The organism is Larkinella rosea (assembly GCF_003858635.1).
Classification (GTDB): domain Bacteria; phylum Bacteroidota; class Bacteroidia; order Cytophagales; family Spirosomataceae; genus Larkinella; species Larkinella rosea.
On record NZ_RQJO01000009.1, the window covers coordinates 734,465 to 760,737 of the forward strand.

The window sequence follows — 26,273 nt, forward strand, 5'->3', positions numbered from 1 at the left end:
CATTTTCCTTTATTCCCTTCTTCCTTTCCTCCTTTATTGTACCTGTGTTCCGTCAAAAAGCCGGATCAATCGATGCGTGCGTTTGGCCATGTTTTCGTCGTGCGTGACCATGATGATCGTGGCGCCTTCATTGTTCAGCGTTTGCAGGATATTCATGATTTCGTTGCCCATCGCGCTGTCGAGGTTGCCGGTGGGTTCATCGGCCAGGATGATTTCGGGTTTGCCGACAATGGCGCGGGCAATAGCGACCCGCTGTTTCTGTCCGCCCGATAACTGCTTCGGAAAATGCTTGATGCGGTTGCTCAAACCCACTTTTTCCAGCGCTTCTTTGGCGTAGGTCTGACGCGGTTTTCCGTTAGCCGAACGGTACAGCAGCGGAATTTCCACATTGTCGACCACCGATAAGTCGTTGATCAGGTGGAAGCTCTGGAAGATAAATCCGATTTTCTCGTTCCGCAGCCGGGCCAGCTCCTTGTCGCGGTAGGTCGAAACCCGCTGTCCATCCAGCTCAACGGTGCCTTTCGAGGGTTCGTCGAGCAGTCCCATGATATTGAGCAGCGTCGATTTGCCGCAACCCGACGGCCCCATGATGGAGACAAACTCGCCCTTGCGGATGTTGAGGTTGATGTTGTTGAGCGCCAGCGTCTCGATGCTGCTGGTGCGGTACACTTTTTCGATGTTCGTGAGGTTGATCATGTTAGTATTTGATTTTTTCATTGCGTTCAAAATCGTACAACGTCAGCAGACGGATGGTGTAAAAAGCCGTCCAGTAATCGCGTAAAGCCAGAATGGCGTCGCGCCGGGCGCGGTCTTTTTCCTGCATGGCAATCCCCAGATCCGTTACGCTCAGGTCGCTCAGAATAAAGCGGTTTTGAGCAATCTGGTAGCGTTGCTGACCAATGCCGTCGGCTTCGGCGGTGAGTTTTACCTGTTGTTGCAGCATTTGCAGGAGCGTGACCTGCGTGTAAATGGCTTGCTCAAACGTCAGCTTGTCCTGCTCCACTGCTTGCGTGGTCAGTTGCTGATTCGCTTTGGCGGTTTCGGTGCGGGCCTGGGCGCGACCCCAGGTCATGATCGGCAGCACAAACTGAATTTCCAGGTATTCCCGGTCCTGCGGGCGAATGTAAATATCGCCGAGATTGGCTCCCCGGTTCGACAGCCCAAAAGCCGCCTGAAGCGTGGCATTCAGCCCGTTGTCTTTGCGGGCTTTGTCCACATCCCGCTGGGCCTCCAGGGCTCTCCGCCGGAACGCGATGGCATCGGAGCGGTTGCTGAACGCTTCTTTAATGGCGTTCTCGACGTTGATTGTCAGCTCATTGATGCGGGACGGAACCACTAGTTCGAGTTTGCGATCGTCACGATAACCCATATACGAACGCAAACTTAACGAGGCAATTTCGGCGTTTTGCCGGGCCGATGCGAACTCCTTTTTAGCCGTCAGAACGCTCATCTGCAATTGCAAAATATCGTTTTGCGAAATCTTGCCCAATTCCAGTTTGTGTTGGGCGATTTTGTAAAGTGTATCGTTGTTGCTCAGGTTTTTTTCGGCAATCTGCAAATTCACCTGCGCCACCAGCAAATCGAAATAATAACCGGTTGCCAAAACCGTCACCTTTTCCATCGACTCGATGTAAAACTGCGTGCTTTCTTCGTATTTCAGCGGCTCAATTTTCCGGTCCCATTTCATGGCGTTGAACTGAAACAGCGGCTGCGTAATCCCGAAGGCAAACGGAATTCCGTTGTAAAGGCGGTTATTTCGCTGAAAATCATCAAACCGCTGAATCTGTTTCTGCACAAAAACCGACCCGCCGGTCAGCGCAATGTTTTGCGTCAGGGCCAGATTCAGAATGGAATTGTTATTGGAAATCGGCTGAAAACTGATGGTGCCGTCCGGTTGCGTCACCTGCGTAAACGACCGCTGAAAGTTGGGCAGCGAACCGTTGAGGCTCAGTTGTGGTTTGAACCCGGCCTGAAACGTGCGGTATTGCCAGTAACTCGTTTGCTTCTGGGTAGCGGCCTGTTTGCCCGAAATCGACTGTGCTTTTGCCAGTTGCACCACATCCTCCAACGTAAACTGTTGTGGCTGCGCAACCGTAGAAGAGGCACTCAACAACAGAATGAATAAAAATATATTTTTCATTGTTGATTTTTCATTATTCATTAGAACCGCTGTCGATCGTAATTTCCTCCAAATGCTCAAATTCGCTCAAATCGGTAATAATGACTTTTTCGCCCGGCTGAATACCGCTTTTCACCTCCACATAATCGAAGTTTGATAAACCGGTCTGAATCTCCCGACGCTGCGCTATCCCTTTGTCATTCAGCACATAAACGTATTGTACTTTCTTGCCTTTAAACGCCGGGCCGTTGGCAATTCGGACGGCTTTGGCCGTGCGATTGGTCACCACAAACACTTCGACTTTCATGTTGGGCCGGAGCGATGTATGATGGTTATCATCCAACTGCACCACGAACTGCACGACGCCGTTTTTCACCGACGGTTTTACCTGCGAAATGGTGCCGCGAAGATTGATTTCGTTGACTTTGACAATCACCGGCAAACCGGTTTTTACCTGATCGGCGTAAATATCGGAGCATGACCCTTCGATCCTGAAACTGCCCAGATCGGCCAGTTTCGCCAGAATCTCGCCCTCGGTGACCGCCGAACCGATGTTCTCATTCACCCAGGTCAGCACGCCCGGCCGGTCGGCGATGATGTTGGCCTGCTTCAGTTTCCGGTCCAGTTCTTTCAGGTTTTTTTCCTCGATCTGCGCCTGTAACGTCGTTTCCTTCAAACTGGCCCCCATCGACTGGCGGTTGTAGGAAAGGTCGTTTTCCAGCTTGGTCTTTTCGAGTTCGGCAATGCGGAGACTGTTTTCGGCGCGGGTGACGTCTTCCTGCGTCCGGCCACCCACTTTCAGCAACCGCCGGGTGTCTTCCAGTTCGGCTTTCAACCGATTGATGTTGAGGGATTTGATTTTGTCATCCGCTTCGGCATCGAACAGGTTTTTGTTCAGCTTCATCCGCAACTGCTCGATGCTGTTGCGTTTGAGCGCCAACTGGTCCTGCATCTTCTCGAAATCGATGATGGTCATGGATTTGTCCAGATCCAGAATGGCCTGACCGGGTTTGATCCGCGTTCCGGGCGTCAGCAGCACACGCCGGATGCTGGCGCGGATGGGGCTGGTGATGATTTGTTCGTAGGCCGGAATAACTTCACCTGTCGCGTTCAGCGAGTTCTCGACCGGGCCGATTTCCGCCGTCGCCGTCCGAATTCGCGACGCTTCAACGGACGTTTTCAGTACATTTCGGAAGAAGTAAATGGCTGCCAGAACAACGATCAATGCGATGCCCGCAATGAGGTAGTTTTTGGTCCGGCTTTGTCTGACGATTTCGGGGGCTAGTTCTCTGTCCATTTGTTGTTTTACCTTGACAGAGCGTATTCAATTGATGTGCCAGTAGTTAATTCACTGAATATCAAATATTTATTAAGTATCTTATTTCTGAAAGTGTGCGGTTTCGCACGGCTTGTGCGGGTTTGAACGGTTCATGGAAGGAATAGAAATGGTATTATTTTATGAAAAAATGGGCTGGTTTACAACGGTTTCGGGCAAAATCTGGTCTGTTTAGAATCGATTGAATTCCTAAATTTTCCTGGCTAATGGGTTGGTCTATACAGTTTCTGATCGTGTTGCTTGGGGTGACATTAATGACGTGCAAGCGTGGGAGTGAGGATACCGACCCGGTTGTGCCTGAAACCGGGCTGAAGATTCTGGAATTACATCTCGCCGGGATTCCTGATAAAAACATTACCATTGATCAGGATAAGCGGATCATTCGGATTGTTATGCCTCAAACCCTTTCCGCCGATGGCATCAAGGCTGATTATAAACTGACCTCAGATGCCCGGTTATATTCCGGTTTGGAAAAAGGGTATCTAAGAGCTCGTGATTTAAATAAATGCAATGAGACACGGATTAGTTTACAAAAAATCAATCCTCAACCCGGCGACCTGGTGGTTGAGTATTCAATCGTTACCGTTGCCGCCGGTAAACTAACACCCAATCCCACCACACCGCTTGAACTGGAACTGAGTAATTCCATGCGGCTTTCCATTCCGGCCCTTAACCTGTATGGAAGTGAAGCTCTGATGGATGCTCTGGTAACTCGGGAGGGCAGTTCGGAAAAAATAAGTCTTTTCCGGGAGCCGTCTCCGCACAGTTGTCTCTGGTTTTCATTTGATCAGGTCACTAACCAGGTTCACCTCTCGACCTCCCGCCAACTCCAACCGGGTCGGTATGCGCTGGAATTGGTGCAGACTGACGGAACGGTAGTGCCAGTGCCTCAACCTCTACTGGTGAAAAAGGGAGCCGTTTTTTTAGGTACTAATCCTTGGATATGGAGTCTTGTAACGAAAGAATCATTTCGGGTGGAGGGTTACAACCTCTTTAAGGGTGACATTTCGCTGACGATAGCGAATAAGCATCAAACGTATCAGCCTGTGCTGTCGGATTTTGCCGCAGATGGCACGGGTTTCCAGGTGGCGGTTCCCGTCCTTGATCCCGGGGTTTATTATGTTAAAATCAGTCAGGATGGACAGGAAATGGTCTGCCATAAATTGAATGTTTTAACCGATAAAAACCAGCCACTGTTGAAAGGAATCGGCAATTCAGGCTGCATGAATTTTGAAACGTTGCCGTTGGCGCGGCAGAAACAGCAGGTGATCAATTACGCGCCATCGACGGCGGCAAGGCAACCCAACCCGGTTCAGCTTGACGAACAGTTACAACTTGTCAGCATTGGGAATCCGTCCGTGCAGTTCAGCATTCCGATAGTTCCATACGGGGTTAAAGGCTCGGATTCACCGGCTTACTTTACCATTCCGACTTCGGTCCCGACGGGTGTTTACCAGGCAAAACTCCTGATAAAAGACTCGAAAACCGGTAAGTTTTTGTTCAGCAATAACTACGAGCGATTGATTGACGTGCAATAAATTTTATAAACCTGTCCACAGTGCCTTATGAAAAGAAAGATTATTTATTGCCTGATTTTCCTGACGGGAAGTGTATACCAGGCTCATAGTCAAACAATTCCCAAAAATTCTTTCCGTATTGGCGTTGGAACAGCATGGCCCCAGGTAGGAGAAGGAACGGGAATGAAAGGCGGTATTGTGCTGTCAAACGAATACCTGCGGGAATTGAAAAAACGCTTGTTTTTGGGTGCAAGTCTCCACTATTTAACCCGGTACAGCGGTTTTAAAAACCAGATTAATTATAGTGGTTCGGACGATCAGGTGCCCAATTTTCTAAAAAACAAACGCGTAAACCATGAATCGGTTGTCGCCGGTTATATTAATTAGTTTGGCATTCGCGCCAATCAACACATCAAAGCATCTTTTTCTGATCGGCGGTGGGGCCGGTATGCAGTATAAGGCCTATAGTCAATATTGGGCTTACAATCCCGACCGGTATTTCGTCGAGAGCCGACGCCGGATTGGTGCCAGCTTTAATGCTATGTTTGGTTATGATTACAGACTAAACCGGCAGATTAGCCTGGGAATAAGGCAAAATTATGTCATTGATGGCGATGTGATCCCGATGCTAACAATTGGAGCGGGAATCCGGATTTGAGCCATAAAAAATCCCCGCTGAAGCGGGGATTTTTACGTACCCACCCACGGACTTTAGTCCGTATTTTATAATTGGGTCTAAAAAACACGGACTGAAGTCCGTGGGTACGCTATTTCTTATCCGCCAACTGCACGGTTTTTACATCCACCGTTATTTCTTTCAACCGTTTAGCGACGTTTTCCGGCATGGATTCCTGAAACCGGCCACCCAAATGTTTCGCCAGAAATTTCTCCGCCATGGCCAGCATCGCCATGTTGTTGACGGGCCGCTGAAAACCGTGTCCTTCGTCGGGCGCGCACAGGTATTCGACCGGAAAACCGCGTTCGCGGAGGGCAATTACAATCTGGTCGGACTCGGCTTTGTTGACGCGCGGATCATTAGCCCCCTGAACCACCATCAGCGGAGCTTTGATTTTATCGGCGGAAAACAACGGCGACTGCTTCATCAACTGGGCCTTGCCTTCGGGGGTGTTGGGGTCGGCCATGCGTTCATACAACCGCTTGCGCTCGGCTTCCCAGTAAGCCGGAATCGAGTTCAGCAGCGTACTGATGTTGGAAGGTGCGACAATGGCCACCCCAGCCGCGTAGATATCGGGCGTGAAGGCCAGCCCGGCCAGCGTGGCGTAACCGCCGTACGAACCGCCCATGATGCCGACGCGCTTCGGATCGGCAATGCCCTGATCGATCAGGTATTTGACGCCCCAGGTAATGTCGTCCTGCATTTTTTCGCCCCACTGCTTGTTGCCCGCATTCAGAAACGCTTTGCCGTAGCCGGTGGAAGCCCGGAAATTCATCGACAAAACCGCATAGCCGCGATTGGCCAGAAACTGGTGGTACGCATTATATCCCCAGAAATCACGGCCCCAGGGGCCGCCGTGGGGAAAAATTACCACCGGGAGATTTTTGGCTTCACGACCTTTGGGCAATGTCAGAAAAGCCGGGATTTCGAGCCCGTCTGATGATTTATAGCGAACGGCTTCCATCCGCGCCAGATCGTTGATTGGCAGTTTCGGGCGGGGGCGGTACTGAAACGTTAGTTCTTTGGTTTTGCGGTCGAAGAGGAAGGTTGCACCGGGGTCCGTATCGCTCGTGGCCGAAAGCAACCAGTATTGCTCATCATCAGTAGAAGAGCCAAACTGAATATCGACGCCCGGTAACTCCCTCAGAATAAATTGGAAATCTTTCTCGAATACCTTGTCTTTCCAATACCGGCGCAGACGGTCGTCGGTGTAAGTGGTAAAAATCGGCTCTTTGGTAACTTCCGAAATGGCAATTTCTCCGAAATCCACTTTTTTTAACGGATCGGATTCAACCGATTGTTCTTTCTGCGTGGTTGGATTAAAAAGGACCAGCTTCAAAAGGTCATTTTTATCCTTGTTGGTGACGAGGTAAAACCGCTGATTGTCTTTGTGAAAGGCAACCGGATAACTGATTTCGTTAATCGAAGTCGAATAGATTTTGGTCATTCCCGCATCGTCGACGCGCAGAATTTCCGAACTGCCGTCGGCCGCTGTGCTGGTGGCCAGACGAAGCTTGTCGTCCCAGTCGAAAATCCAGCCCGAAACGCGGTCGGTATTCTTGCGAACGAGCGTTTTTTCGCCGGTCGTCAGGTTCAGTTTGTAGAGGTCATGCCAGGCTTTGTCGCGGTCGTTCAGACCCACATAAAGCGTATTCGGATCGGTTTTGGGAACGCGGTAAATCGCCACCCGTACGCCTTTCAGATTGGTCAGATCGCGAGCTGTTGGAACATCCTGACCGGTTTTCAACGGTTCGGACGGATTGACGGCGTAGACGTTGAAGTTCTCATCACCTCCCTTGTCCTGCGAATAAAGCAGAAACTTTCCATCGCGCGACCAGAAGTAGCTACGAATAGGGCGCAGGGTGTCGGCAGTCATCGGTTTGGCCGCTGTAAACGGTTCGTCCCGTTTCTTGACCCAGATATTACGAGTCCCTTTATAGGGTTTGATGAACGACATGTAGGCGCCATCGGGCGAGAGCTGGGCACTGATAATCTCCGGATCGCCAAAGATCAACTGCCGGTCGATGAGCGCCGGAATCTGGGCCATTGCCATCGAAACGGACCAAAATGCAAGAAACAACAGCGATACCTTTTTCATGGAAACGGATGGTCGGTGATTGGTTGGTAAGTTACTGAAAAATCCGTTTGTCATGCAGAAATTAGTATCAGCCTGGCGGGTTTTTAAAAACCGTAGGTCAACTGACTGGTTATTCATTGGATAGTCCTGTTGATGCATACCAAACCTGACAGTTTTATGAGCAAGATTCAGCGTGTTAATCCGGACGGAATGATGAAAAGCCCGGCGTTTTCGCAGGCCATTGTTACGGAAGGAACTGGAAAAACCGTGTACATTGGCGGACAGAATGCCGTCAATGAAAAGAACGAATTGATCGGCAAAGGCGACCTGGCCGTCCAAACCGAGCAGGCGTTGAAGAATGTCCAAACCGCTTTGGAAGCCTGCGGAGCTACCTGGGAAGACGTGGTCAAAATGACCATTTACGTTGTTCAGGGCCAGGATATAAGGGCGGGTTTTGCCGCTTCGCAGAAATTCCTGAAAACCGCTCCGACCATCTCCGTACCGTTCGTCGCCGGATTAGGCAATCCCGATTACCTGGTCGAAATCGATGTGGTAGCGTTTGTTTAAAAATGATGGATAAGGAACGATGAGTGGGCTGACGCATTCACCGTTCATAACTTCCCTGCGTTCGGTCAGGTTGAATTGGAGGCTCATCGGCCAAATGCGACGGTTCACGAAAAATAAGGGGCGTCGGCTGGATTGCGGTTCTACTTTTGGGACATCAACGCAGACAGCACGAGACATGACGACACCCCGAAAAGCCCTCATCATTGGTTGTGGAATTGCCGGTCCGGTAATGGCCCTTTTTTTACAACAGGTAGGAATCGAAGCTGAGATTTACGAAGCGCAACCCACCGGGATGGATGAAGCTGGTGCGTTTTTGAATCTGGCTCCCAACGGTGTCAATGTATTGAAAGCGCTGGAAATCGATCACTTGCTGGAAGCCGACGGTTTTCATTCGGAGGGAATGGATTTTTTCAACGGCGATGGCAAACAACTGGCGCAACTGGAAAGCAGCGATGAGGAACAGCGATTTGGCAGCCGGAATGTCATGATCAAACGGGGGCAGTTGCATCAGGTGCTGCGCAACGAAGCCATTCGCCGGAATATCCCGGTTCACTTTGGAAAAAAGCTCACTGGGATTCAGCTGCACGGTTTTCAGCACGTAACCGCCCGTTTTGAAGACGGTTCTGAGGCCGAAGGGAATTTTCTGATCGGCTGCGATGGAATCCATTCCCGAACCCGCCAACTGATTTTTCCGAATGCGCCCCAACCGACCTACACCGGAATGGTCGATTGTGGCGGTTTTGCCCAATTGCCTTCCGGTTTGTCGACCTCCGGAGCCATGCAGATGATTTTCGGAAAAAAAGCCTTTTTCGGGTATATCGCCAAACCGGATGGCGAAGTATACTGGTTCAGCAACGTGGCCTGGCCGAAGGAACCGAAGCGGAACGAGCTGAACGCCATTTCGGCCGATGAGTGGCGGCAGCGGTTACTGCATAATCACAGCAGCGATCCGGCTCATCTTTTGGAAATCATCGAATCGACGCCGGGTGAAATTGGCAAGTGGCCGGTTTATGACATGCCGTCGTTGCCGACCTGGCACAAAGGACTGGTTTGTTTGATTGGCGATGCGGCCCATGCGACCTCGCCCCACTCCGGTCAGGGGGCGTCGATGGCGCTCGAAGATGCTGCGGTTTTGGCTCAATGTCTGCGGGATTCGTTGAAAGTGGAGCACGCTTTTGCCAAATTTGAGAACCTGCGCAAGGAGCGGGTCGAGAAGATCGTGCGGCAGGCCCGGCGCACCGGCAACGGAAAAATGGTTTCCAATCCGGTGGCCGTCTGGTTCCGCGATCTTGTCTTGCCGTTTTTTATCAAACAAGGCGCCAAAGCCTCGGAAGAGGTGCTTTCGTATAAAGTGGAGTGGGAGCGGGAAGTGGCGTAGGAAATAATGAACAATTAATAATGAACAATGAATATAGGCGTGATCTCTATTTCTCTTTCATGCTGTGTTCATTGTTCATTATTAATTGTTCATTCCAAACCGACTTACTCCAGTGCCTGATAAACTGCGATTTTGAATTTTCGGCGGAACTCGGTCGAGTGGGCGTAGGGTTGGACGTTGGTGAAAATCAGCAGAACCAGGTTTTCTTTGGGGTCGATGGTGTATTCAGAACAATACATTCCACCCCATCCGAATGATCCCGGACTCATTTCATTGCCATAGCTGCTTTCCGGGGTGACAATCTGAAAACCGAGGCCAAACTTGTCGTTGTAAGCGCTGGTTTTTGCCTCGCCGATCTGGTTTCGCAACATCATCTCCACGGTTTTCCGACCCAGAATCCGCTTGTTGTTGAAGGTGCCGCCGTTGAGCATCATCTGGCAGAATTTGGCGTAATCTTCTACTGTACTGACCAAACCAGCTCCGCCCGAAAAATAGGTTTTGGCACCTTCCACGGCGAACGACCGGTAGGAATTATTTTCGTGGAGACTGAGCGGTTTTTCAACGCTGCTTTTCGAATACAGCTCCACCAGTCGGCTGGCTTTGTTGGCGGGCAGGTAAAAGTACGTGTCGCTCATGCCGACCGGTTCCAGTACGCGTTCGCGCAGCGCCACATCCAGCGGTTTTCCGGACAGGATTTCGACCAGACGGCCAATAATATCGGTGTTCAGGCCATACACAAACTCTTCGCCGGGATCTTTGGTGAGTGGTCGGGCGGCAATCCGGTTGACGACCTCTTCCAGTTTGTCGGTCTGCAACGAATTGAAAAACGGGACTTTAAACTCGGGGCGCTGGTCGAGCGGGTGTTCGTAGGGAATACCGGCGTTGTGACTCAGCAGGTGCCGAACGGTAACTTCGCGTTTGGCGGGTCGGGTTTCGTAGGTGCCTTTTTCCTTGTCGGCGCTGATCAGCACCCGCGGATTTTTGAACGCCGGAATGTATTTGGAAATCGGATCGTCGAGCAGGAATTTTTCTTCTTCAAACAACGTCATCAATGCCACGGTAATGACGGCTTTCGACTGGGACGCAATGCGGTAAATATCGTCGCGTTTGAGCGGGGTTTTCTTTTCTAAATTGCTGTATCCAAAGGCTTTGTAATGCACGATCTTGCCGTTCCGAGCCACAAACGTCACTGCGTTGGGGGCTAATCCTTTATCAATAAATTCCTGCAAATAATTGTCCAGGCGTTTGAGTCGGTCGGCCGAAAAACCGGCGTCGGCGGGCGATTTGGCAGTGGTGAAGGTTTGGGCGGGCGATTGAGCAAAGGCAACCTGAAGGGTCAACAGGAAGCCCAAAAGTAGGAATTTAAACATGTACGGTTTTTGAGGTTAAGAGGTAAAGGCGTAATTTCCCTCAAAAATGAGAAAAAGAATTATTCCTCATTTGATGAACATGGAAATTTTACAAAATCACCTCCATCTCAAAGCCTTCTAAAACCTCTTCGCCCGATAGCACCACTTTTTCACCCGTCCGAATTTCAAGCGAACCGGTTTCCCGATAAATTGTGACGGTTTTCTCAATCCGGTCGATGAGCCAGCCGAGCCGACAACCATTCGCCTGGTATTCGTCCATTTTGGCTTTTAATTCATGTATCGAATCCGTTTTGGAACGAATTTCAATCACGAAATCTGGACAGATGGGTGCAAATTTCTCCCGTTTGGCTTCCGGTAAGGCATCCCAGCGATCTTTCCGAATCCAGGATACATCCGGCGACCGAACCGCCGAATTGGGAAGGGTGAAACCGGTTGACGAATCGAACACGTAACCTGTCTTCTTTTTACGGTTCCAGATAACCACATCTGCGGACATCTCCGAATTGTAACGTCCTGTTTCTGATCCGGTGGGAGGCATAAGAATGATATTTCCGTCGGCATCGCGCTCCAGACGCAAATCCCGGTTGGCCTGACACAAGGCAAAGAAATAGTCGTCGTCAAACTGGTATTGACGCGGTGGGTGAAGTGTCAGGTGGTCGGATTGCTGAATCGTCGCAAGCATGGGGCACGGCTTTTGTCAAATATAACACAAATGGTTCACTTTTGGGGTCGTAGATATTAAACCGCAATTGCTCTTTGCCATTTCCCGAAACCCCAATCATTATTCTTCATTACAAAATTTTACAAAAAAATCAATGCGTAATTTTGACACATTGAATCTTTGTTTACTTTTGGTACAATGAATCGGCGTTTTAATTACAAGCTCCCGGTTTTCTGGTTTTGACGAACTTTATCTGGTGGAGTATCATGGTGTTAGCTCGGATAGTTGGTTTCCTGCTGGTACTCGTATTGTCTGGCTCTGTACGGGCGGCAAAGGTTGATACGCTCGAAATTCAGAGCACTGCCATGAAGCGGACCCTGCGGGCGGCTGTAATCCTGCCGGAGCGGTATGGAGAAAAGAAATCGCGGAAAGCCAACCAGCTATTCCCGGTTTTGTACCTGCTCCACGGCGGCACGGGTGGTTTTCGCGACTGGCTGACCAAAACGCCCGACAAAACCCTGCTGCATCGGCTGGCCGACCACTACAACCTGATCATCGTGACGCCCGATGGCGATCCGACCAGCTATTATTTCGACAGTCCGCTGGTGGCAAGCAGTCAGTTCGAAACGTTTATTTCGAAAGAGGTAGTCGAGAAAATTGACAATACTTACCGCACGATCCGCGACCGAAAAGGCCGGGTCATTGCGGGTTTGTCGATGGGCGGACATGGCGCAATGTTTATCTCGAGCCGTCATCCCGAATTGTATGCGGCTGCCGGGAGCATGAGTGGAGTAATGAACATTAATACCGCCACCTGGAAAGTTGCCGCCGATTTTGCCAAATCCCGCGCAGAAAACCTTGCCCGTTTGCTGGGACCGCCGAAAGAAGGCAATGCTCCGTATCCGGGCCTTACGATGGTAACACTCGCCGATCGGCTGAAAAGCAACAGCTTACCCTTGATTTTCGATATCGGGGTGGATGACTTTCTCATCGAAGGAAACCGGGATCTGCACCGCCAATTGGTTGAAAATAAAACGCCCCACGACTACACCGAACGACCCGGCGCGCATACCTGGGAGTATTGGGAAAATGCCTTGCCGTATCAGGTGTTGTTTTTCAGTAAAATCCTGAAAGCAAATAACCTGCTGATTCCTTAGGTACGGTTTGCGGTTTTTGAATGCATTAAGTCTTTTACCAACCTATATGAAAATCAGTGTTCTATTGATTGCTGCGTCAGTCCTTGCCCTGCCTCTCTGGAGTGCGGGGCAAGGCAAAAAAGAAACCACCGCGCCCATCGTGGCCGGAAAAGATGTGGCCGTTGTGCAAACGGAGTCGGGCAAAGTCCGGGGTTATGTTCACAATGGTACAGTTACCTTCAAAGGCATTCCGTACGCCAAAGCCGAACGCTTTATGGCACCCACTAAACCGGATTCGTGGACGGGCGTACGGAGTTCGATGAGCTACGGGCCGGTTTGCCCGCTGATGGACCCCACTATTTCGGTTCAGGACGAATCGGAGTTTGTGTATCACCACGACTGGGGCTATCCGAGCGAAGATTGCCTTCGGTTGAATATCTGGTCGTCAGGGGTTAACGATTCGAAAAAACGACCGGTGATGGTCTGGCTGCACGGGGGAGGACATACCGCCGGTTCTTCGCAGGAATTGCCTTCATACGACGGCGAAAACATTAGCAAGAAAGGCGATGTCGTGCTGGTTTCGGTCAATCACCGGCTGAACATTCTGGGATTTCTGGATTTATCGGCTTACGGGGCAAAGTATAAAGGATCTGCCAACACCAGTATCATGGATCTGGTGGCGGCTCTGGAGTGGGTGAAAGCCAACATTGCCAGCTTTGGGGGCGATCCCAATAACGTTACCATTTTTGGACAATCGGGTGGGGGCGGCAAGGTCAACACGCTGCTTTATACGCCCTCGGCGAAAGGACTTTTTCACAAAGCCATTATTCAAAGTGGCGGGTTAGGGCTGCATTTTCAGGAGCAGTCGGTTACGAAGCGGATTGGGGCCGCCGTGCTGGAAGAGCTCAATCTGCAACCGGCAAATGTAGATGACATTCAGCACGTTCCGTACGAAAAACTGGCAGCTGCCGGTAAAAAAGCGGTTCAGAAAGTGCAGGAACAGTTGAAAACGGAAGGAAAACCGCTGACGGTTTTTGGTTTGATGTGGATACCGACCCTGGACGGAAGTTTTCTGCCCTATCAGCCCACTGATCCGGCGGCACAAAGCATTTCAGCTGCGGTTCCGTTGCTGATCGGTTCGACCAAAAACGAATTTATGGCGTCGCTGCGCACGCCCGATAGCAACACATTAACATCGGAAGAGGCAAAAAAGATGCTGCAAAAACAGTATGGCGACCAGACGGATGCGTACATAGCCGCCGTTAGAAAAGCGTATCCCGCCGACACCAAACCATCGGATCTGCTCGACATCGATGGCATGTTCCGGCGGAGCGCGATTAAAATGGCGGATCTGAAAACCGCTTCACCGGCCCCGGTTTATATGTATCTGTTCACCTGGCAATCGCCGGTGTTGGAAGGACGGTACAAGGCCGTTCACTGCATGGAAATTCCATTCGTCATGAACAACATCGCCCGGTGCGAAGAGATGACCGGCGGCACGAAAACCGCTTACGATTTAGCCGACAAAATGAGTCAATCGTGGATTCATTTTGCCCGCAGCGGCAATCCGGGCCACAAGGGGCTGCCGAACTGGCAGAAATACACACCAGCCAATGGCGCAACGATGCTCTTTGATAATCAATGTGTTGAGAAGTACCACCACGACAAAGCCGTGCTGGCAATTGGCCCGCAGATTTCGTTGTAACGTACCCACGGACTTCAGTCCGTGAGATTCTTAATGTATTAAAAGCTACTAGTTGGACATGAATTTCACGGACTGAAGTCCGTGGGTACGTTACATCTGCGCCAGCAGATACAGAACCGCCATCCGAACGGCCACGCCGTTTTCGACCTGGTCCAGAATAATCGAATGATGCGAGTCGGCCGCGTCCGACGTGAGCTCGACACCCCGATTGATGGGGCCGGGGTGCATCAGCACGATCGGACGGTCGAGTTCGTCCAGCATCTTTTTGGAAATACCGTAATAGAGGGAATATTCGCGCAGCGACGGAAAATACTTGATCTGTTGCCGCTCCAGCTGAATCCGTAGGACGTTGGCGACGTCGCACCAGTTGAGCGCTTCCCGAACGTCGTGGCTCACTTTCACGCCCAACTCATTGATGTATTTAGGGATCAGTGTGGTAGGCCCGCAAACCATCACTTCCGCGCCCTGTTTTTGCAGACAGAAAATGTTTGACAGCGCCACGCGGGAGTGCAGAATGTCGCCGATGATGGCCACCCGTTTTCCCGCAACGTCGCCCAGTTTGTCCTGGATCGAAAACGAATCGAGCAGGGCTTGCGTCGGATGTTCGTGCGTGCCGTCGCCCGCATTGACGACGTTGGCTTTGATTCGGTCCGACAGGTAATGCGGGGCACCGGGGCTGCTATGGCGCATCACAATCATATCGACCTTCATCGCCAGAATGTTGTTGACGGTATCCAGCAACGTTTCCCCTTTTTTCACCGAACTGCCCGACGCCGAAAAATTCACGACATCGGCCGATAACCGCTTTTCGGCCAGTTCGAACGACAGCCGTGTGCGGGTCGAATTTTCAAAAAAAACATTGGCAATCGTGATGTCACGCAACGACGGCACTTTCTTGATCGGTCGGTTAATGACGTCTTTGAACTCGCGAGCCGTTCCTAAAATCAATTGAATGTCGTTCTCGGTCAGGTTCTTAATGCCCAGCAGGTGTCGGACGCTGAGTTGTTGCATGGCGCGAATGAGGAGGAAAAGTTTGGCAAAGATAGCTCTCGTCGCGCCGGATTTCAAATCTGACCCGCCCTGTTACGGATATAAATCCTGTTTTTCGGGAAAACCGCCCGATGGGGCGGGGATTAGTGCACCGGTTTTCCGAAATTATTTCTTTGACCACAAATTGGGCAAAAGGCGGTAATAGAGCAGATGCCGCCAGGTTCCCCAGTCGTGCGCACCATCGCCACCGACGTAATAATCGTGTTTGATGTTGTGTTTTTGTAAGGCTTCGTGCAGCGCTACGGCCCGTAGACCAATCGTGGCGACTTCACCGGTTCCCTGTCCGACCAGCAGATAATCCACTTTTTTATTCACCTCCGGATCGTTCAGGAATTTCGCACTCGACTGTTCGGCATTCAGATCGCCCGAACTCAGGCAGCCAAATGAGCTGAACAAATCCAGGCAGTTGAAACCGACAAATTGCGTATGCCGTCCGCCCATCGACAAACCGGCCAGTGCCCGGCCCTTCGGATTGGCTACTGTGCTGTAGTTTTTATCGACAATGGGCACAATCTGTTTGCGTAGTTCTTCTTCGAACAGCTTGAATGTCAATTCGGTATGTTTCGGATCACTCCGGTGAACAACCTGGTTGTTCGGCATGACAATGATCATCGGAACGGCTTTCCCTTCCGCAAGCAGGTTATCTTCAATGAAGTTGGCTCTTCCATCCAGCGCCCAGGTCGAAGCCAGTTCACCGCTGCCGCCCAATAGGTATAAAACCGGGTATTTTTTCTTCGGGTTGTAACCGGGGGGCGTGTAAACGAACAATTCACGTTCGCCGTTCAGGACATCCGAGTGATAAATCTGGCGGGTGACGGTGCCATGCGGAACCGGTCGGGCATCGTAATAAGCCGGTCCGTCGCCGTGAACGACTAACTGGCTGTAGCCCGGCTGATCCGAAAAACCGGTGAGCGTGTTGTTGGGATCGACGACCGTCACACCGTCGATGATCAGTTTATAGACGTAAATATCCGGTTTCACTGGACCGACTGTGAGCGTCCAGAGCGTGTCGCTGGTTTTCCGGAACGGAATTGGTTTGGCCGATTTGAGTGCCAGCAGCATCGGCCCACCCGTCAACAGCACTTCCTGGGCTTTGGGCGCTTTCAGACGAAAGGTAACCATGTGGTCGTCAGATACTTCGGGTGAAATGACGTTGGCACCAAACGGATTCAGGTTCTGGGTGTTTTTGTGCGGATTCCAGTCCAGATTGACGTGGGCCTGTTGCGCACGCACCAGCGATAGCTGAGTCAGAAACAGGAAAAAAAAGAGTAGTCGGATTGACATTCGGTTCATTCGTGAAGGAGGGTTTAGGGAGAAGCGGACGGGGCCCGGCCCTCATCTTAAAAATAAATATTGAATATGTAATTAATACATAAAGCTTATTTTTTATTTTTTCTCCATGGATTATAAAAAACAACTCGTAGAATTCTTCAAAGACGTCGATGAGCGCTGTATTCTGGGTCTTTCGATTGATTGTGTGATCTTTGGTTTTTATGATAACCAGTTGAAAGTGTTGTTGTTACGCTGGAAGGAAAGCGATGAATGGGGATTGCCGGGTGGATTTATTTACAAAAAAGAATCGGTTGATGTGGCCGCCCAGCGGATTCTGGAAGAACGTACCGGAATAAAAGAGCTTTTTCTCCAGCAGTTTCACACCTTTGGCAAAGATGTTCGCTATAACCGCGTCGAAATCAGCCGGAAGCTGAACTGGCCGGATAATTCAACCCGTTTATGGCCCGACCGCACGGTTTCCATTGGTTATTTTGCCCTGGTCGATGTCTCGAAAGTAACACCGACGGCCGATTTTCTGACGGATGAATACCAATGGCTGGATGTCGAAAAACTGCCTCCGTTACTTTTTGACCACAATCACATTATTGAAGTCGCGCTAAAAACGCTGCGTGTTCAACTGAGCTGGCAGCCTGTCGGTTACAATTTGTTACCGGAAAAATTTACCATGCCGGAGTTGCAGCGGTTGTACGAAACCATTCTGAACCGTTCGCTCGATCCCCGCAATTTTTCCAAGAAAATGCGGGCCCTGGGCATCATCGAACGGCTGGAGGAACAACGGAAAGGGGGGGCTTTCAAGTCGCCCTATCTGTTTCGTTTCGACAAGGAAAAATACAAAAAAGCCCTCAAAGAGGGCCATTTAGCATTTAGCTAGAATCAGGAGTCGGAATGTTGACAATTTTCCGACTCCTGAAACCGTCGTTTAGGCCACTACTTTGGCCAGATTTTGGTAGCTGATCGAAACGTTTTCGATGCCGGGAGCCGCGTCCTGCTCCACAAAATAGTATTTGAGACCAGCGGTTTTGGCGGCCTTGAAAATCCGCTTGAAATCGACCACACCGTTTCCTACTTCTGTGATGGTTTTCAGGTCATCTTTGATGTCCTTGATGTGCCAGAGCGGAAACCGCCCCGGCATTTCCTTAAACAAAGCAACGGGGTCTTTTCCGGCTTTCGTGGCCCAGGCCAGATCCAGTTCCATCTTGACGAGTTCCTTATCTGTCTGAGAAAGAATGAGTTCGTACGGTGTTTTGCCCCCATCGACCGGGTCAAACTCCGTCGCATGGTTGTGATACGCAAAAGCAATACCGGCTTTTTTACAGGCTTCACCGGTTTTCTGAAACACCTCGATCGACTTGTTGATTTCATCCAGCGTGGCCACGGGCGTGCTCGCGCAAACGAGGTAACTCAATCCGCCTTCAGCCGCGTCGTCGACCAGCTGCTGGTAATTATCCCGCAAGTTCGGACGTTTGGCCATGGCCGCCATCAACGCCTGCCGGTCGGCATTGGGTGGCGGACCGCCAGCGGGGGGAGTGGCTCCGGCGGGGGCACCACCCACACTGGGCGGAGTTCGGGGCCGAAAAGGAGCGCCACCGGCGTGGTGGGCCCGCCATTTCATGCCCAGATCGTCGATAATGGCCTTAAATTCTTTGGGTTTGAAACCGTAGTAGCCTTCTTTCAGGCCCCCCGCCGTTTCGATCTCCTTGTACCCAATGGCGGCTACTTTTTGCAACGTGCCCTTCGGATCTTCCGCCATTAATTTCGTGATGGTGTACAACTGCAAACCGATGGGGGCCGGAGCCAGCAAACCGGTCAGGGAGTTGGGCCGGGCATAAGCCGGTAACATCAGGCTGCTGAGCGCCAGCGCACCGGAATTTTTGAGAAATTCTCTTCGGGAAGACATGTCGTAACGGGTTTAAAACTACTTCATCATCGGAATAAACTTAATGCTGGATAGCGACAAAAGCGGTTCGATGGCTTTGGCCTGATCGTTTTTGAAAACCAGGTACACATCATGCTTTCCGCTGGTTTCTTTCAGATCGACTTTCAGCGGAACCGGGCCGCGGGGTGTATAGGAAGGGGTAGCGGTTTTGGGCTGGGCCGTAACACCGGTTCCGCTGGCCGGAGTAGCTCCGCCAGCGGTTTGGATCGAAGTGGCGGTCGGGGCGGCATTGGCGGCCCGGGGTTGCGCAACTTCAACGGGAATCTGCCCAATCAGCTCGCCGGTGGGCGAATCCAGGTGAATTTCAACGGTTCCACCGACACTACCTTCGCGTTTCTGCGCCGAAGCAATCAGTTCGAGTTGCTTAATGTCGGTCAAATCCAGTTTCTTATACCCGATATACCCGTTCGAAAACGCCATCAGACTAACCCCACTTCCCATGCCCCGCGCCTTGATGTCGACGCCTTTGGTGATTTCCGCATCAGCCGGACTTACTTCCGGATTACGTAAAACGATCTGACTTTCCGACGTTTGCGAAGGAATCGCTTTGACCGGCGAATCGGTGTAAGCCGCCCGCACCAAAACCGCTCCTTTACCGTTGTCGCCTTCCGGAATTTTGACCAGGTAGTCGCCCTGAACCGGCAGTGTGCTTAGCGTTTTTTCGGTGCTGTTCAGGATGTATTTGACGATCGCAGCCGCATCGCCCGCCGACATCGCCGGGTGAGCGGGCATCGCAACCTCGCCCCAGACGCCACCACCGCCGTTGATGACTTTTTTCACCAGAGGGTTGAATGACTCCGGTTTACCTTTGTACCGGTTGGCAATATCGTTGAAAGACGGACCGACGGATTTGGACGCAACCTGGTGGCAAACCTTGCAGTCGCTCTGGCCAATCAGCGTCTGAGCTACGGCGAATTGCGTGGACGCATCGACACTGCGCTGACTCTGAGCCACTTCCGCGTAATCGAAGCCTTCGGAAGTATAGTCGATGCTGATGGCCACCCGCGACGGTTTGATTTTTCCAGAGGCAAGGTTGCCATCTTCTTTGTCCGTTACCTGAACCGCATACTGAATCGGTTTGTCGGGGAAGAAAAACGACTTGTTACCGGTCAGGTTGATTGAAACAACCGGGGGTTCATTCCCCGCGACGATTTTAACCGATTGGCTGTTGGTTGCACCTTTCGGATCACTTACCGTCAACGTGGCCGTATACACACCGGCTTTATCGAACGAAACCGTCGGATTGGCCGTGGTGAACACGCGGGCCGCCCCACCCGGAGCTGCCACTTTCCACTGGTATTTCAGGGCGTCGCCATCCAAATCCTTGCTGCCTTCGGACGACAAGGTGGCCTGAAAGGGAACCGTGCCGCCTTTTTTGCTGGCTGTCGCCTGAACGAGCGGTTTGCGGTTTCCGCCGTTGTATTCCAGCCGAACCAGCCGGGAGTTGTCACTCTTGCGAAACCAGTTGCTGCCGTATTCCAGTGTATATAAATCACCGTCCGGCCCAAACTTCATATCGATCGGTTCGACGGGGCGGTAATTGGGCAAAACCCGCTCCATGGATTTGTAATCGCCGTTTTCATCCATTGTAATCGCCATAATCCAGCCGCGCGAAAAGTCGGTGGCAATCCACTTTCCTTCGTAATAGGCTGGCCAGGGCCGCTTTGGATCTTTGAAATCGGAGCGGTGATAAATCGGGCCACCCGTTGCACTGCGCGAACCGCTGCCAACGAGCGGAAACTTTTCGGAGACGCCGTAGGGATAATAAATGAACGAGGGCGCTACCGGCGGCAATTCCGTCAAACCGGTGTTGTTGGGCGAATTATTAATGGTTTTTTGGGGATTCTTTTTGTCGAGCGGTTTATTGGTCGCATAGTCAAAAACCGGAAAGGCCTGATCGTTCCCAACAAACCACGGCCAGCCGAAGTTACCCGGTTTCCGGGCCTGGTTCAGTTCATCATAGCCACGCGGTCCGATCTCCGTATCTTCGTTGGCATCGGGACCCACTTCACCCCAGTATAGATACCCGGTTTTGCTGTCGATCGAAATCCGCCAGGGGTTGCGATGGCCCATCGAATAAATTTCCGGGCGGGTTTTGGCGGTTCCTTTGGGGTACAGATTGCCTTCGGGAATGGTGTAGGAGCCGTCGGGTTCGGGGTGGATGCGGAGGATTTTACCGCGTAAATCATTGGTATTTCCGGCATGCCCCTGATCATCCCAGCTGGCGCGGCCCGGCCGTTCGTCGGTTTGGGCAGCCTGCTGGTTTCCGGTATTGTTGCCAACAGTCAGGTACAGGTTCCCGGCTTTGTCCCAGGTCATGCCGCCACCGGTATGGCAGCAGACTTCGCGTTGGGTCGTCACTTCCAGCACCACTTTTTCCGAACCTTTCACGAGCTGATCATTGACCAGCTCCCAACGGGTCAGTATGTGTTTCTTTTCGGTCGGGTGCGCGTAATACAGATACACCCAGTGGTTTTTAGCAAAATTAGGGTCGAGCGAAAGTCCCATCAACCCTTCTTCAGCTTCACGCGAAACTCCCTCGGCACTGGTGTATTTGGTATTGACGGGAATTGTGGCAAGCAGACTGACGGTTTTGGTCGCCGGATCGTATTTTTTGAAACCGCCCTTGCGCTCGATAATGTAAGCAGTCCCGTCCTTTAGGACTTCAAACACCATTGGTTCGTCGAGGTTGTCGGCAATGACGACGGGCGTAAACCGGCTTTCGTCCGGTTTTTGATCTTTTGGATTGTCTTGTAATGTAAAGGAAGCCAGCCCAACGATCAGCGTCGCCTTGATCAGGAGGGAGAAGGGTTTGGAGAGACGGTTTTTAAACTTCATCATAGATAGTTAAGCTTACTTGTGTTTTGTTGAGCATTGATTGAACTAAAAAGTCACTTGTTGTCCCAAAGAGCGATCCATTTTCATCAATGAACAAAACCGATCAATGAAAATAGGTAACTCGTTGGGAGAACAAATGACTTTTAGTAGCGCAGGAAAAGCTGATAACAGCCCCAAATTACATCGGCTTCGATTTCTTGCCCACCAGTTTCAGGTCAAGCGAGAACGTATCTTCAATGATGCGGTCAGCGGCCGTGCCAATAATAGCCGCCCGGTATTTGATGTCGTATTCCAGCCGGTTGACGGTCAGTTTCGCCGTTGCTTCCACATCGTCACCCGCTTGTTTAACAACCGCCGGGAATGTGATGGGTTTCGTGGTTCCTTTGATCATCAGATCGCCGGTTACGTTGTAGTTGGGCTCACCGGCTTTAGCACCGGAAATCGCTTCTACTTTGGTGATTTTGAATGTAGCGGTCGGGTTTTTCTCGACGCCAAAAAAATCATCACTTTTCAGGTGATTCACCACGCGCTCGCTGTTCTTGTTTTCGCTGAGCGTCGTCATGTCGGCCGTGAAATTTCCCGCCGTCAATTTTTTGCCGTCGAAAACAAACTCACCTTTTGCCAGCTTGATGTTTCCGGTGTGTTCACCACCCACCTTTTTCGAATTCCAGACCACCGTACTTTGTTCGGGATCAACGGCATACGTGACCGGTTTGGCAACGGTTTTGGCGGAACGTTTTTCGGGGCCGTTGGTTCCGGCAATGGTCATTAATGGGGCTGCGGTCAGCATAACAACAGCGAGAAAACCGGCAACAATTTGGTTTGTTTTCATTGATAGAGAAGGATGGTTGGTTGAAAGTTAAAAAGTTCGGTTTGATTTCCCTGAAGCCAAAACGTCGGACGGAATGAGAATCGTATTCAAACTATCCGTCCGACGAGTCAGCGCATTCAGGTTAGGGATAGTCACGTATTATTTTTGACGGGGACGAGCACCGCCGGTGGCACCACCCGTTGCCGGTTGAGCTTGTTGTGCACCGCCATTGTCATCACCGCCACCTTTCTGGTCGTCGTTGTTGATGGATTTTTTCCGGCGGAGACTGAATCCTGAGCCATCGAGACTCATTTTACCCAGACGGTACGAGAAGTTGACGCGAACACCGGCGTTATACATGCTGTTCACGCTGCTCTGGGTCAGGATGGGTGATTTCGATTCGGAACGCACTTTGAACGGGTGATTGAAGAAGTTCTCCGCGCCGATACCGATGCTGCCGCGTTTGTTGTTGAAATCTTTCTTGACCCCCAGGTTGTAGAAGGCAAAACTACCCTGGTAGCCCTGCAGGTTGATCTGCCGTCCGCGACCTCCACCGAAGCCCTGCAGACCCCAGCCATTTTTCAGGGTGACACTCGTGAACAACCGGCCACCAATGACCCAGCCCGAGTTGGAAGCACCGTAAACCGCACTGGCATTGTTGTTGGTCAGGTAGGTGTGATACAGGTCGATGCCACCACCCATTTGCCAGATCGAGAACAGCGTCACGTTCGTGAAGAGGTTCACCCCGTAGGCCTGTTCTTTTCCGATGTTCTGGAAGCTACTGCTGATCACCTGCTGGTAAATCGGATTCACGACCGAACCGGTATTGCGGGTTACGGTATCGCGAACACTCGTGATGGAATTGTTGGTGACGCGGGCAAACAGCGTGGCATTCAGGTAGAATTTCTTAACCTGTCCGCTCAATCCCAACTCGAAGTTGTCGGTTAGTTCCGGTTTCAGGAAGGGATTTCCCTGGCTGATGTTGAGCGGGTTGGATACATTGATGTTCGGATTCAGGAACTGAATGCCCGGGCGTTGAATCCGGCGGTTGTAACCCAGTTTAACAATCTTGCCACCTTTGATGCTCTTCGATACATTGACGCTCGGAACAAATACGCCGTAGTTCGGAATGGTGCTCAGGTCGCTGCCTTGTTCGGTCTGGCTGAAATGTGCGTTGATGAAGGTATATTCGTAACGGCCACCGGCTTTCAACGTCCATTTTGTTTTGGAAGCGTAGGTGTAAGCCACGTAACCGGCGGTGATGTTCTGGTCATAATTCAGCGTATTCGCCTGTTGATTCGGGCTGTTCTGGTAGTTCTCGTTATCACCGGTGGCGATGAAATATTTGTAATCGCTGTTCACGTTCCGGAAAATTCCTTTCCCCCCAAATTCAAGCAGCTGATTCTTTTTAATCGGTGTCTGGTAGTCGATCTGCAGGGTGGATTCCTGGTTGTAGCTCAGGTTGTCGTTGCGCTGGCGACCGGTGATCGTGTGCATATCGGTGCCGTTGAGCAGTTCGGCCACAAAATTGTTGGTGTTGTTGTTGCGGCTGTAGAGACCCAGAACGCTCAATTCCTGATTTGGTTTGTAGGTTTTGGTGTAGCTAACGTTCGCATCGACCGTTCCGGAAGTGTTCTTCGTTGCCACGTTCCGGCCCGACATACTCGCCAGCAAGTTCAGGTACGACAACGTTTGGAGGTTATCCTGGAAGTTGGTCATGTTTCGCAAGCCGTACCGAACTGTGGCCGTCAACGAGGTGTTTTTGTCGATGTCGTAATCCCAACCGAGCTGGTAGTTGCCAAACATGCCGCGCTGACGCGTATCGGCCGACTGAATGGTCGTGGTCGTTCCAACTTGTCCAATGGTGCTCTGCGTGCTGTTGAACGCACCTTTGATGTTGTACATCGCCCGGCCAAAACCACCGAGGTTGAAGCCCATTTTACCCTGGCGGTAGCTGGCGTTCAGGTTCAGGTTCGAACTCCGGTTTCCGGTGCCTAAATCCACGTTCATGGTAGCCCCCTGTAACGTGTTCTTTTTCGTTACAATGTTGATAATACCGGCGGAACCTTCGGCGTCGTATTTGGCAGAAGGGCTCGTAATGACTTCGATCGACTTGATCATGTCGGCGGGAATCTGCTTCAGGGCATCGGCCACGCTGGTTGCCACAATCGTCGAGGGTTTGTTGTTGATCAACACCCGAACGTTGCTGCTGCCGCGCAGGCTGACGTTTCCGTCGAGATCGACGCTCAGCATTGGCACTTTCCGCATGATATCGGCGGCATCACCACCTTTGGACGTAATGTCTTTTTCGGCGTTATACACCAGCCGGTCCACTTTCTCTTCAATCAAAGCCGCCTGACCTGTAACGGTGACTTCACCCAGCATCCGAACATCCTGGGCTAATTTGACGACGCCAACGTTGATATCCGAACCCTTTACAATCGTGATGGGGGCCGACGTTTTATTCTGGTAGCCGAGAAACGAGTATTGCAGTTTATAGGTACCGGGAGCCAGTTTTGATAAGGTAAATTTCCCTTTGCCATCCGCCGTCGTGCCGTCGATGGGCTTGTTGGTTTTCGTATCAATTAAAGCGATGGTAGAATATTCAACGGGCTGATTCGAGGTGGAGTCCATCAACAGACCGGTGATTTTTCCGTTGCCTTTAGGACGATCGTCGTCGGCCGTACCGGGAATGAAGGTTTTCTCTTTTTGCTGATCACCGCCACGCTGGCCACCCATACCCGGGCCGCGCATCCCACCGCCAAAACCGCCACCACCCGGAAATTGAGCGAATGCTTGAACTGTGATCAGGCTGATTGCTACTAAAAATAGTGAGAGGGAAAATTTGTTCATGATTTCGTACCCATTATGCATTGAAGTTACAAAACAACAATCTCAATTGTATTCTGGAAAATGGAATAGACTAAAGGGGTGGGAACATCGCCGGATGGCGTCTTTTCACCGATGAATCCAAACGGTACTGTCAAACCGCCGGTCAGTTGACCGGCGGTTTGACCATCTGATTAGTCGATGGAAATGGTGCGGTTTGTTACGGGCGTGGGTACGTTGGTCGAGATATTGATCTCCTGCGTCTTCGTCGTCGCACCGTCGGTAACAATGACTTTATAAATTCCGTCGCTCAGGCTGCTGATATCGAAGCGGGTACGGAAGGCTTTTTCGTGTTTGTTCAGCCATTGGGTTGCCTGCGTAATACCGGCTTCGTTGACGATCCGGATGGTCAGGTTAGCCCCTTCCAGATTTTGAACAACCACGTCGAGTTTCATGTGCGCGGGAAAGGCAATAACGGAGGTTTCGAACGGGGCTTTGTCTTCCGTTGCAGTAGCAGGGGTGGCGAAACTGGCGGTAGAGACGCAGAAGGCGATAAACAGGGAAGCGATTGCGGTTTTCATTGTATTGGTGTTTTTGTGTGAAATATGGTGCGTTTGTAGGTTAGCGAGCGGTTTGCGGTTGACCAACGATACAAAGCAACAGCGGATAAAATCGCCCTCAAAACGCGATATACCAGCGAGTTAGAGACGCCGATTAATGAGGTGATTTGACCGATTAATGCTAGAAAACCGCCACTTTATGTTCAAAATACATTTTGAAGCGGACTAATAGGTGAAAACAGGCAATTGGTCGGGACAAGATGGCAATTTGTCGATTCTCAAATGCGGTTTCCGAAATTGTGACGTATGATTGTAAATCATTTGACGACGTTCCTAGTTCGGCGTTCATCAATATGGAGTTTCCGCCGAACTTATACATAGATTTTATTTAATAGAGATGGTAGTTGGACAACC

The 26,273-nt window shown here is 51.1% G+C and carries 21 protein-coding genes; 8 read left to right on the forward strand and 13 right to left on the reverse strand.

From position 1 onward, the window contains the following. Nucleotides 1-33: 33 nt before the first annotated feature. From EHT25_RS18885 to EHT25_RS18895, 3 genes are read right to left on the reverse strand one after another with little or no spacing between them, the layout of a single operon-like run. Nucleotides 34-696, reverse strand: a complete 663-nt coding sequence (locus tag EHT25_RS18885) for an ABC transporter ATP-binding protein (protein ID WP_124877106.1) — start codon at nucleotides 694-696, stop codon at nucleotides 34-36. A 1-nt stretch (nucleotide 697) separates the two neighbouring features. Continuing rightward, nucleotides 698-2,140 carry a TolC family protein gene (locus tag EHT25_RS18890; RefSeq protein WP_124876683.1) on the reverse strand — a complete coding sequence of 481 codons (1,443 nt, stop codon included), beginning with the start codon at nucleotides 2,138-2,140 and terminating at the stop codon, nucleotides 698-700. Nucleotides 2,141-2,153: 13 nt separating this feature from the next. Next, nucleotides 2,154-3,416: an efflux RND transporter periplasmic adaptor subunit gene (locus EHT25_RS18895; protein ID WP_124876684.1), complete on the reverse strand. Its 1,263-nt coding sequence runs from the start codon at nucleotides 3,414-3,416 to the stop codon at nucleotides 2,154-2,156. 245 nt (nucleotides 3,417-3,661) lie between these two features. Here EHT25_RS18895 and EHT25_RS18900 point away from each other — a divergent pair, with 245 nt between their 5' ends. From EHT25_RS18900 to EHT25_RS18910, 3 genes are read left to right on the forward strand one after another with little or no spacing between them, the layout of a single operon-like run. Next, nucleotides 3,662-4,993, forward strand: coding sequence for a hypothetical protein (locus EHT25_RS18900; protein WP_124876685.1), 1,332 nt, complete (start codon nucleotides 3,662-3,664; stop codon nucleotides 4,991-4,993). A gap of 27 nt (nucleotides 4,994-5,020) precedes the next feature. Further along, nucleotides 5,021-5,359: a hypothetical protein gene (locus tag EHT25_RS33005; RefSeq protein WP_124876686.1), complete on the forward strand. Its 339-nt coding sequence runs from the start codon at nucleotides 5,021-5,023 to the stop codon at nucleotides 5,357-5,359. Continuing rightward, entirely contained in the window at nucleotides 5,328-5,630 is a 303-nt protein-coding gene (locus EHT25_RS18910; RefSeq protein WP_124876687.1) for a hypothetical protein, read from the forward strand. Before EHT25_RS33005 ends, EHT25_RS18910 begins: the two co-directional genes overlap by 32 nt. A 109-nt stretch (nucleotides 5,631-5,739) precedes the next feature. On the opposite strand, the gene EHT25_RS18915 is transcribed toward EHT25_RS18910, so the two are convergent. Continuing rightward, nucleotides 5,740-7,746, reverse strand: a complete 2,007-nt coding sequence (locus EHT25_RS18915; protein WP_124876688.1) for a S9 family peptidase — start codon at nucleotides 7,744-7,746, stop codon at nucleotides 5,740-5,742. A gap of 156 nt (nucleotides 7,747-7,902) precedes the next feature. Here EHT25_RS18915 and EHT25_RS18920 point away from each other — a divergent pair, with 156 nt between their 5' ends. Then, complete coding sequence (locus EHT25_RS18920; protein WP_229311641.1) at nucleotides 7,903-8,292, forward strand: RidA family protein; 390 nt, start codon at nucleotides 7,903-7,905, stop codon at nucleotides 8,290-8,292. A 175-nt stretch (nucleotides 8,293-8,467) separates the two neighbouring features. Then, nucleotides 8,468-9,670, forward strand: a complete 1,203-nt coding sequence (locus EHT25_RS18925) for an FAD-dependent oxidoreductase (RefSeq protein ID WP_124876689.1) — start codon at nucleotides 8,468-8,470, stop codon at nucleotides 9,668-9,670. A gap of 104 nt (nucleotides 9,671-9,774) precedes the next feature. Here the strand turns inward: EHT25_RS18925 and EHT25_RS18930 are convergent, their stop codons facing one another. Next, nucleotides 9,775-11,040, reverse strand: a complete 1,266-nt coding sequence (locus EHT25_RS18930; protein WP_124876690.1) for a serine hydrolase domain-containing protein — start codon at nucleotides 11,038-11,040, stop codon at nucleotides 9,775-9,777. A gap of 88 nt (nucleotides 11,041-11,128) precedes the next feature. Beyond that, a complete protein-coding gene (locus EHT25_RS18935; RefSeq protein WP_124876691.1) occupies nucleotides 11,129-11,722 on the reverse strand; it encodes a Uma2 family endonuclease in 594 nt (197 codons plus the stop codon). A gap of 245 nt (nucleotides 11,723-11,967) precedes the next feature. Between EHT25_RS18935 and EHT25_RS18940 the strand changes: the two genes are divergently transcribed. Both EHT25_RS18940 and EHT25_RS18945 read left to right on the forward strand, forming a co-directional pair. Next, nucleotides 11,968-12,858, forward strand: a complete 891-nt coding sequence (locus tag EHT25_RS18940) for an alpha/beta hydrolase (protein WP_124876692.1) — start codon at nucleotides 11,968-11,970, stop codon at nucleotides 12,856-12,858. A 46-nt stretch (nucleotides 12,859-12,904) separates the two neighbouring features. Then, nucleotides 12,905-14,542 carry a carboxylesterase/lipase family protein gene (locus EHT25_RS18945; protein WP_124876693.1) on the forward strand — a complete coding sequence of 546 codons (1,638 nt, stop codon included), beginning with the start codon at nucleotides 12,905-12,907 and terminating at the stop codon, nucleotides 14,540-14,542. A gap of 90 nt (nucleotides 14,543-14,632) precedes the next feature. Here the strand turns inward: EHT25_RS18945 and EHT25_RS18950 are convergent, their stop codons facing one another. Then, nucleotides 14,633-15,553, reverse strand: coding sequence for an aspartate carbamoyltransferase catalytic subunit (locus tag EHT25_RS18950; protein ID WP_124876694.1), 921 nt, complete (start codon nucleotides 15,551-15,553; stop codon nucleotides 14,633-14,635). 144 nt (nucleotides 15,554-15,697) lie between these two features. Next, the gene (locus EHT25_RS18955) at nucleotides 15,698-16,876 is read right to left on the reverse strand and encodes an esterase (RefSeq protein WP_124877108.1); all 1,179 of its coding nucleotides are present in this window, start codon (nucleotides 16,874-16,876) and stop codon (nucleotides 15,698-15,700) included. Between the two features lie 115 nt (nucleotides 16,877-16,991). Here EHT25_RS18955 and EHT25_RS18960 point away from each other — a divergent pair, with 115 nt between their 5' ends. Further along, nucleotides 16,992-17,756, forward strand: a complete 765-nt coding sequence (locus EHT25_RS18960) for an NUDIX hydrolase (RefSeq protein WP_124876695.1) — start codon at nucleotides 16,992-16,994, stop codon at nucleotides 17,754-17,756. Between the two features lie 48 nt (nucleotides 17,757-17,804). Here the strand turns inward: EHT25_RS18960 and EHT25_RS18965 are convergent, their stop codons facing one another. The 5 genes from EHT25_RS18965 to EHT25_RS18985 all read right to left on the reverse strand — a co-directional run bounded on the left by EHT25_RS18965 (nucleotide 17,805) and on the right by EHT25_RS18985 (nucleotide 25,880). Next, the gene (locus EHT25_RS18965; protein ID WP_124876696.1) at nucleotides 17,805-18,782 is read right to left on the reverse strand and encodes a sugar phosphate isomerase/epimerase family protein; all 978 of its coding nucleotides are present in this window, start codon (nucleotides 18,780-18,782) and stop codon (nucleotides 17,805-17,807) included. A gap of 18 nt (nucleotides 18,783-18,800) precedes the next feature. After that, on the reverse strand, nucleotides 18,801-21,659 hold the full coding sequence (locus EHT25_RS18970; protein ID WP_124877109.1) for a PQQ-dependent sugar dehydrogenase: 2,859 nt from the start codon (nucleotides 21,657-21,659) through the stop codon (nucleotides 18,801-18,803). Between the two features lie 178 nt (nucleotides 21,660-21,837). Beyond that, nucleotides 21,838-22,491, reverse strand: coding sequence for a YceI family protein (locus EHT25_RS18975; RefSeq protein WP_124876697.1), 654 nt, complete (start codon nucleotides 22,489-22,491; stop codon nucleotides 21,838-21,840). 138 nt (nucleotides 22,492-22,629) lie between these two features. Further along, entirely contained in the window at nucleotides 22,630-25,323 is a 2,694-nt protein-coding gene (locus tag EHT25_RS18980) for a TonB-dependent receptor (RefSeq protein ID WP_124876698.1), read from the reverse strand. 170 nt (nucleotides 25,324-25,493) lie between these two features. Further along, complete coding sequence (locus EHT25_RS18985; protein ID WP_124876699.1) at nucleotides 25,494-25,880, reverse strand: T9SS type A sorting domain-containing protein; 387 nt, start codon at nucleotides 25,878-25,880, stop codon at nucleotides 25,494-25,496. Between the last annotated feature and the right edge of the window lie 393 nt (nucleotides 25,881-26,273).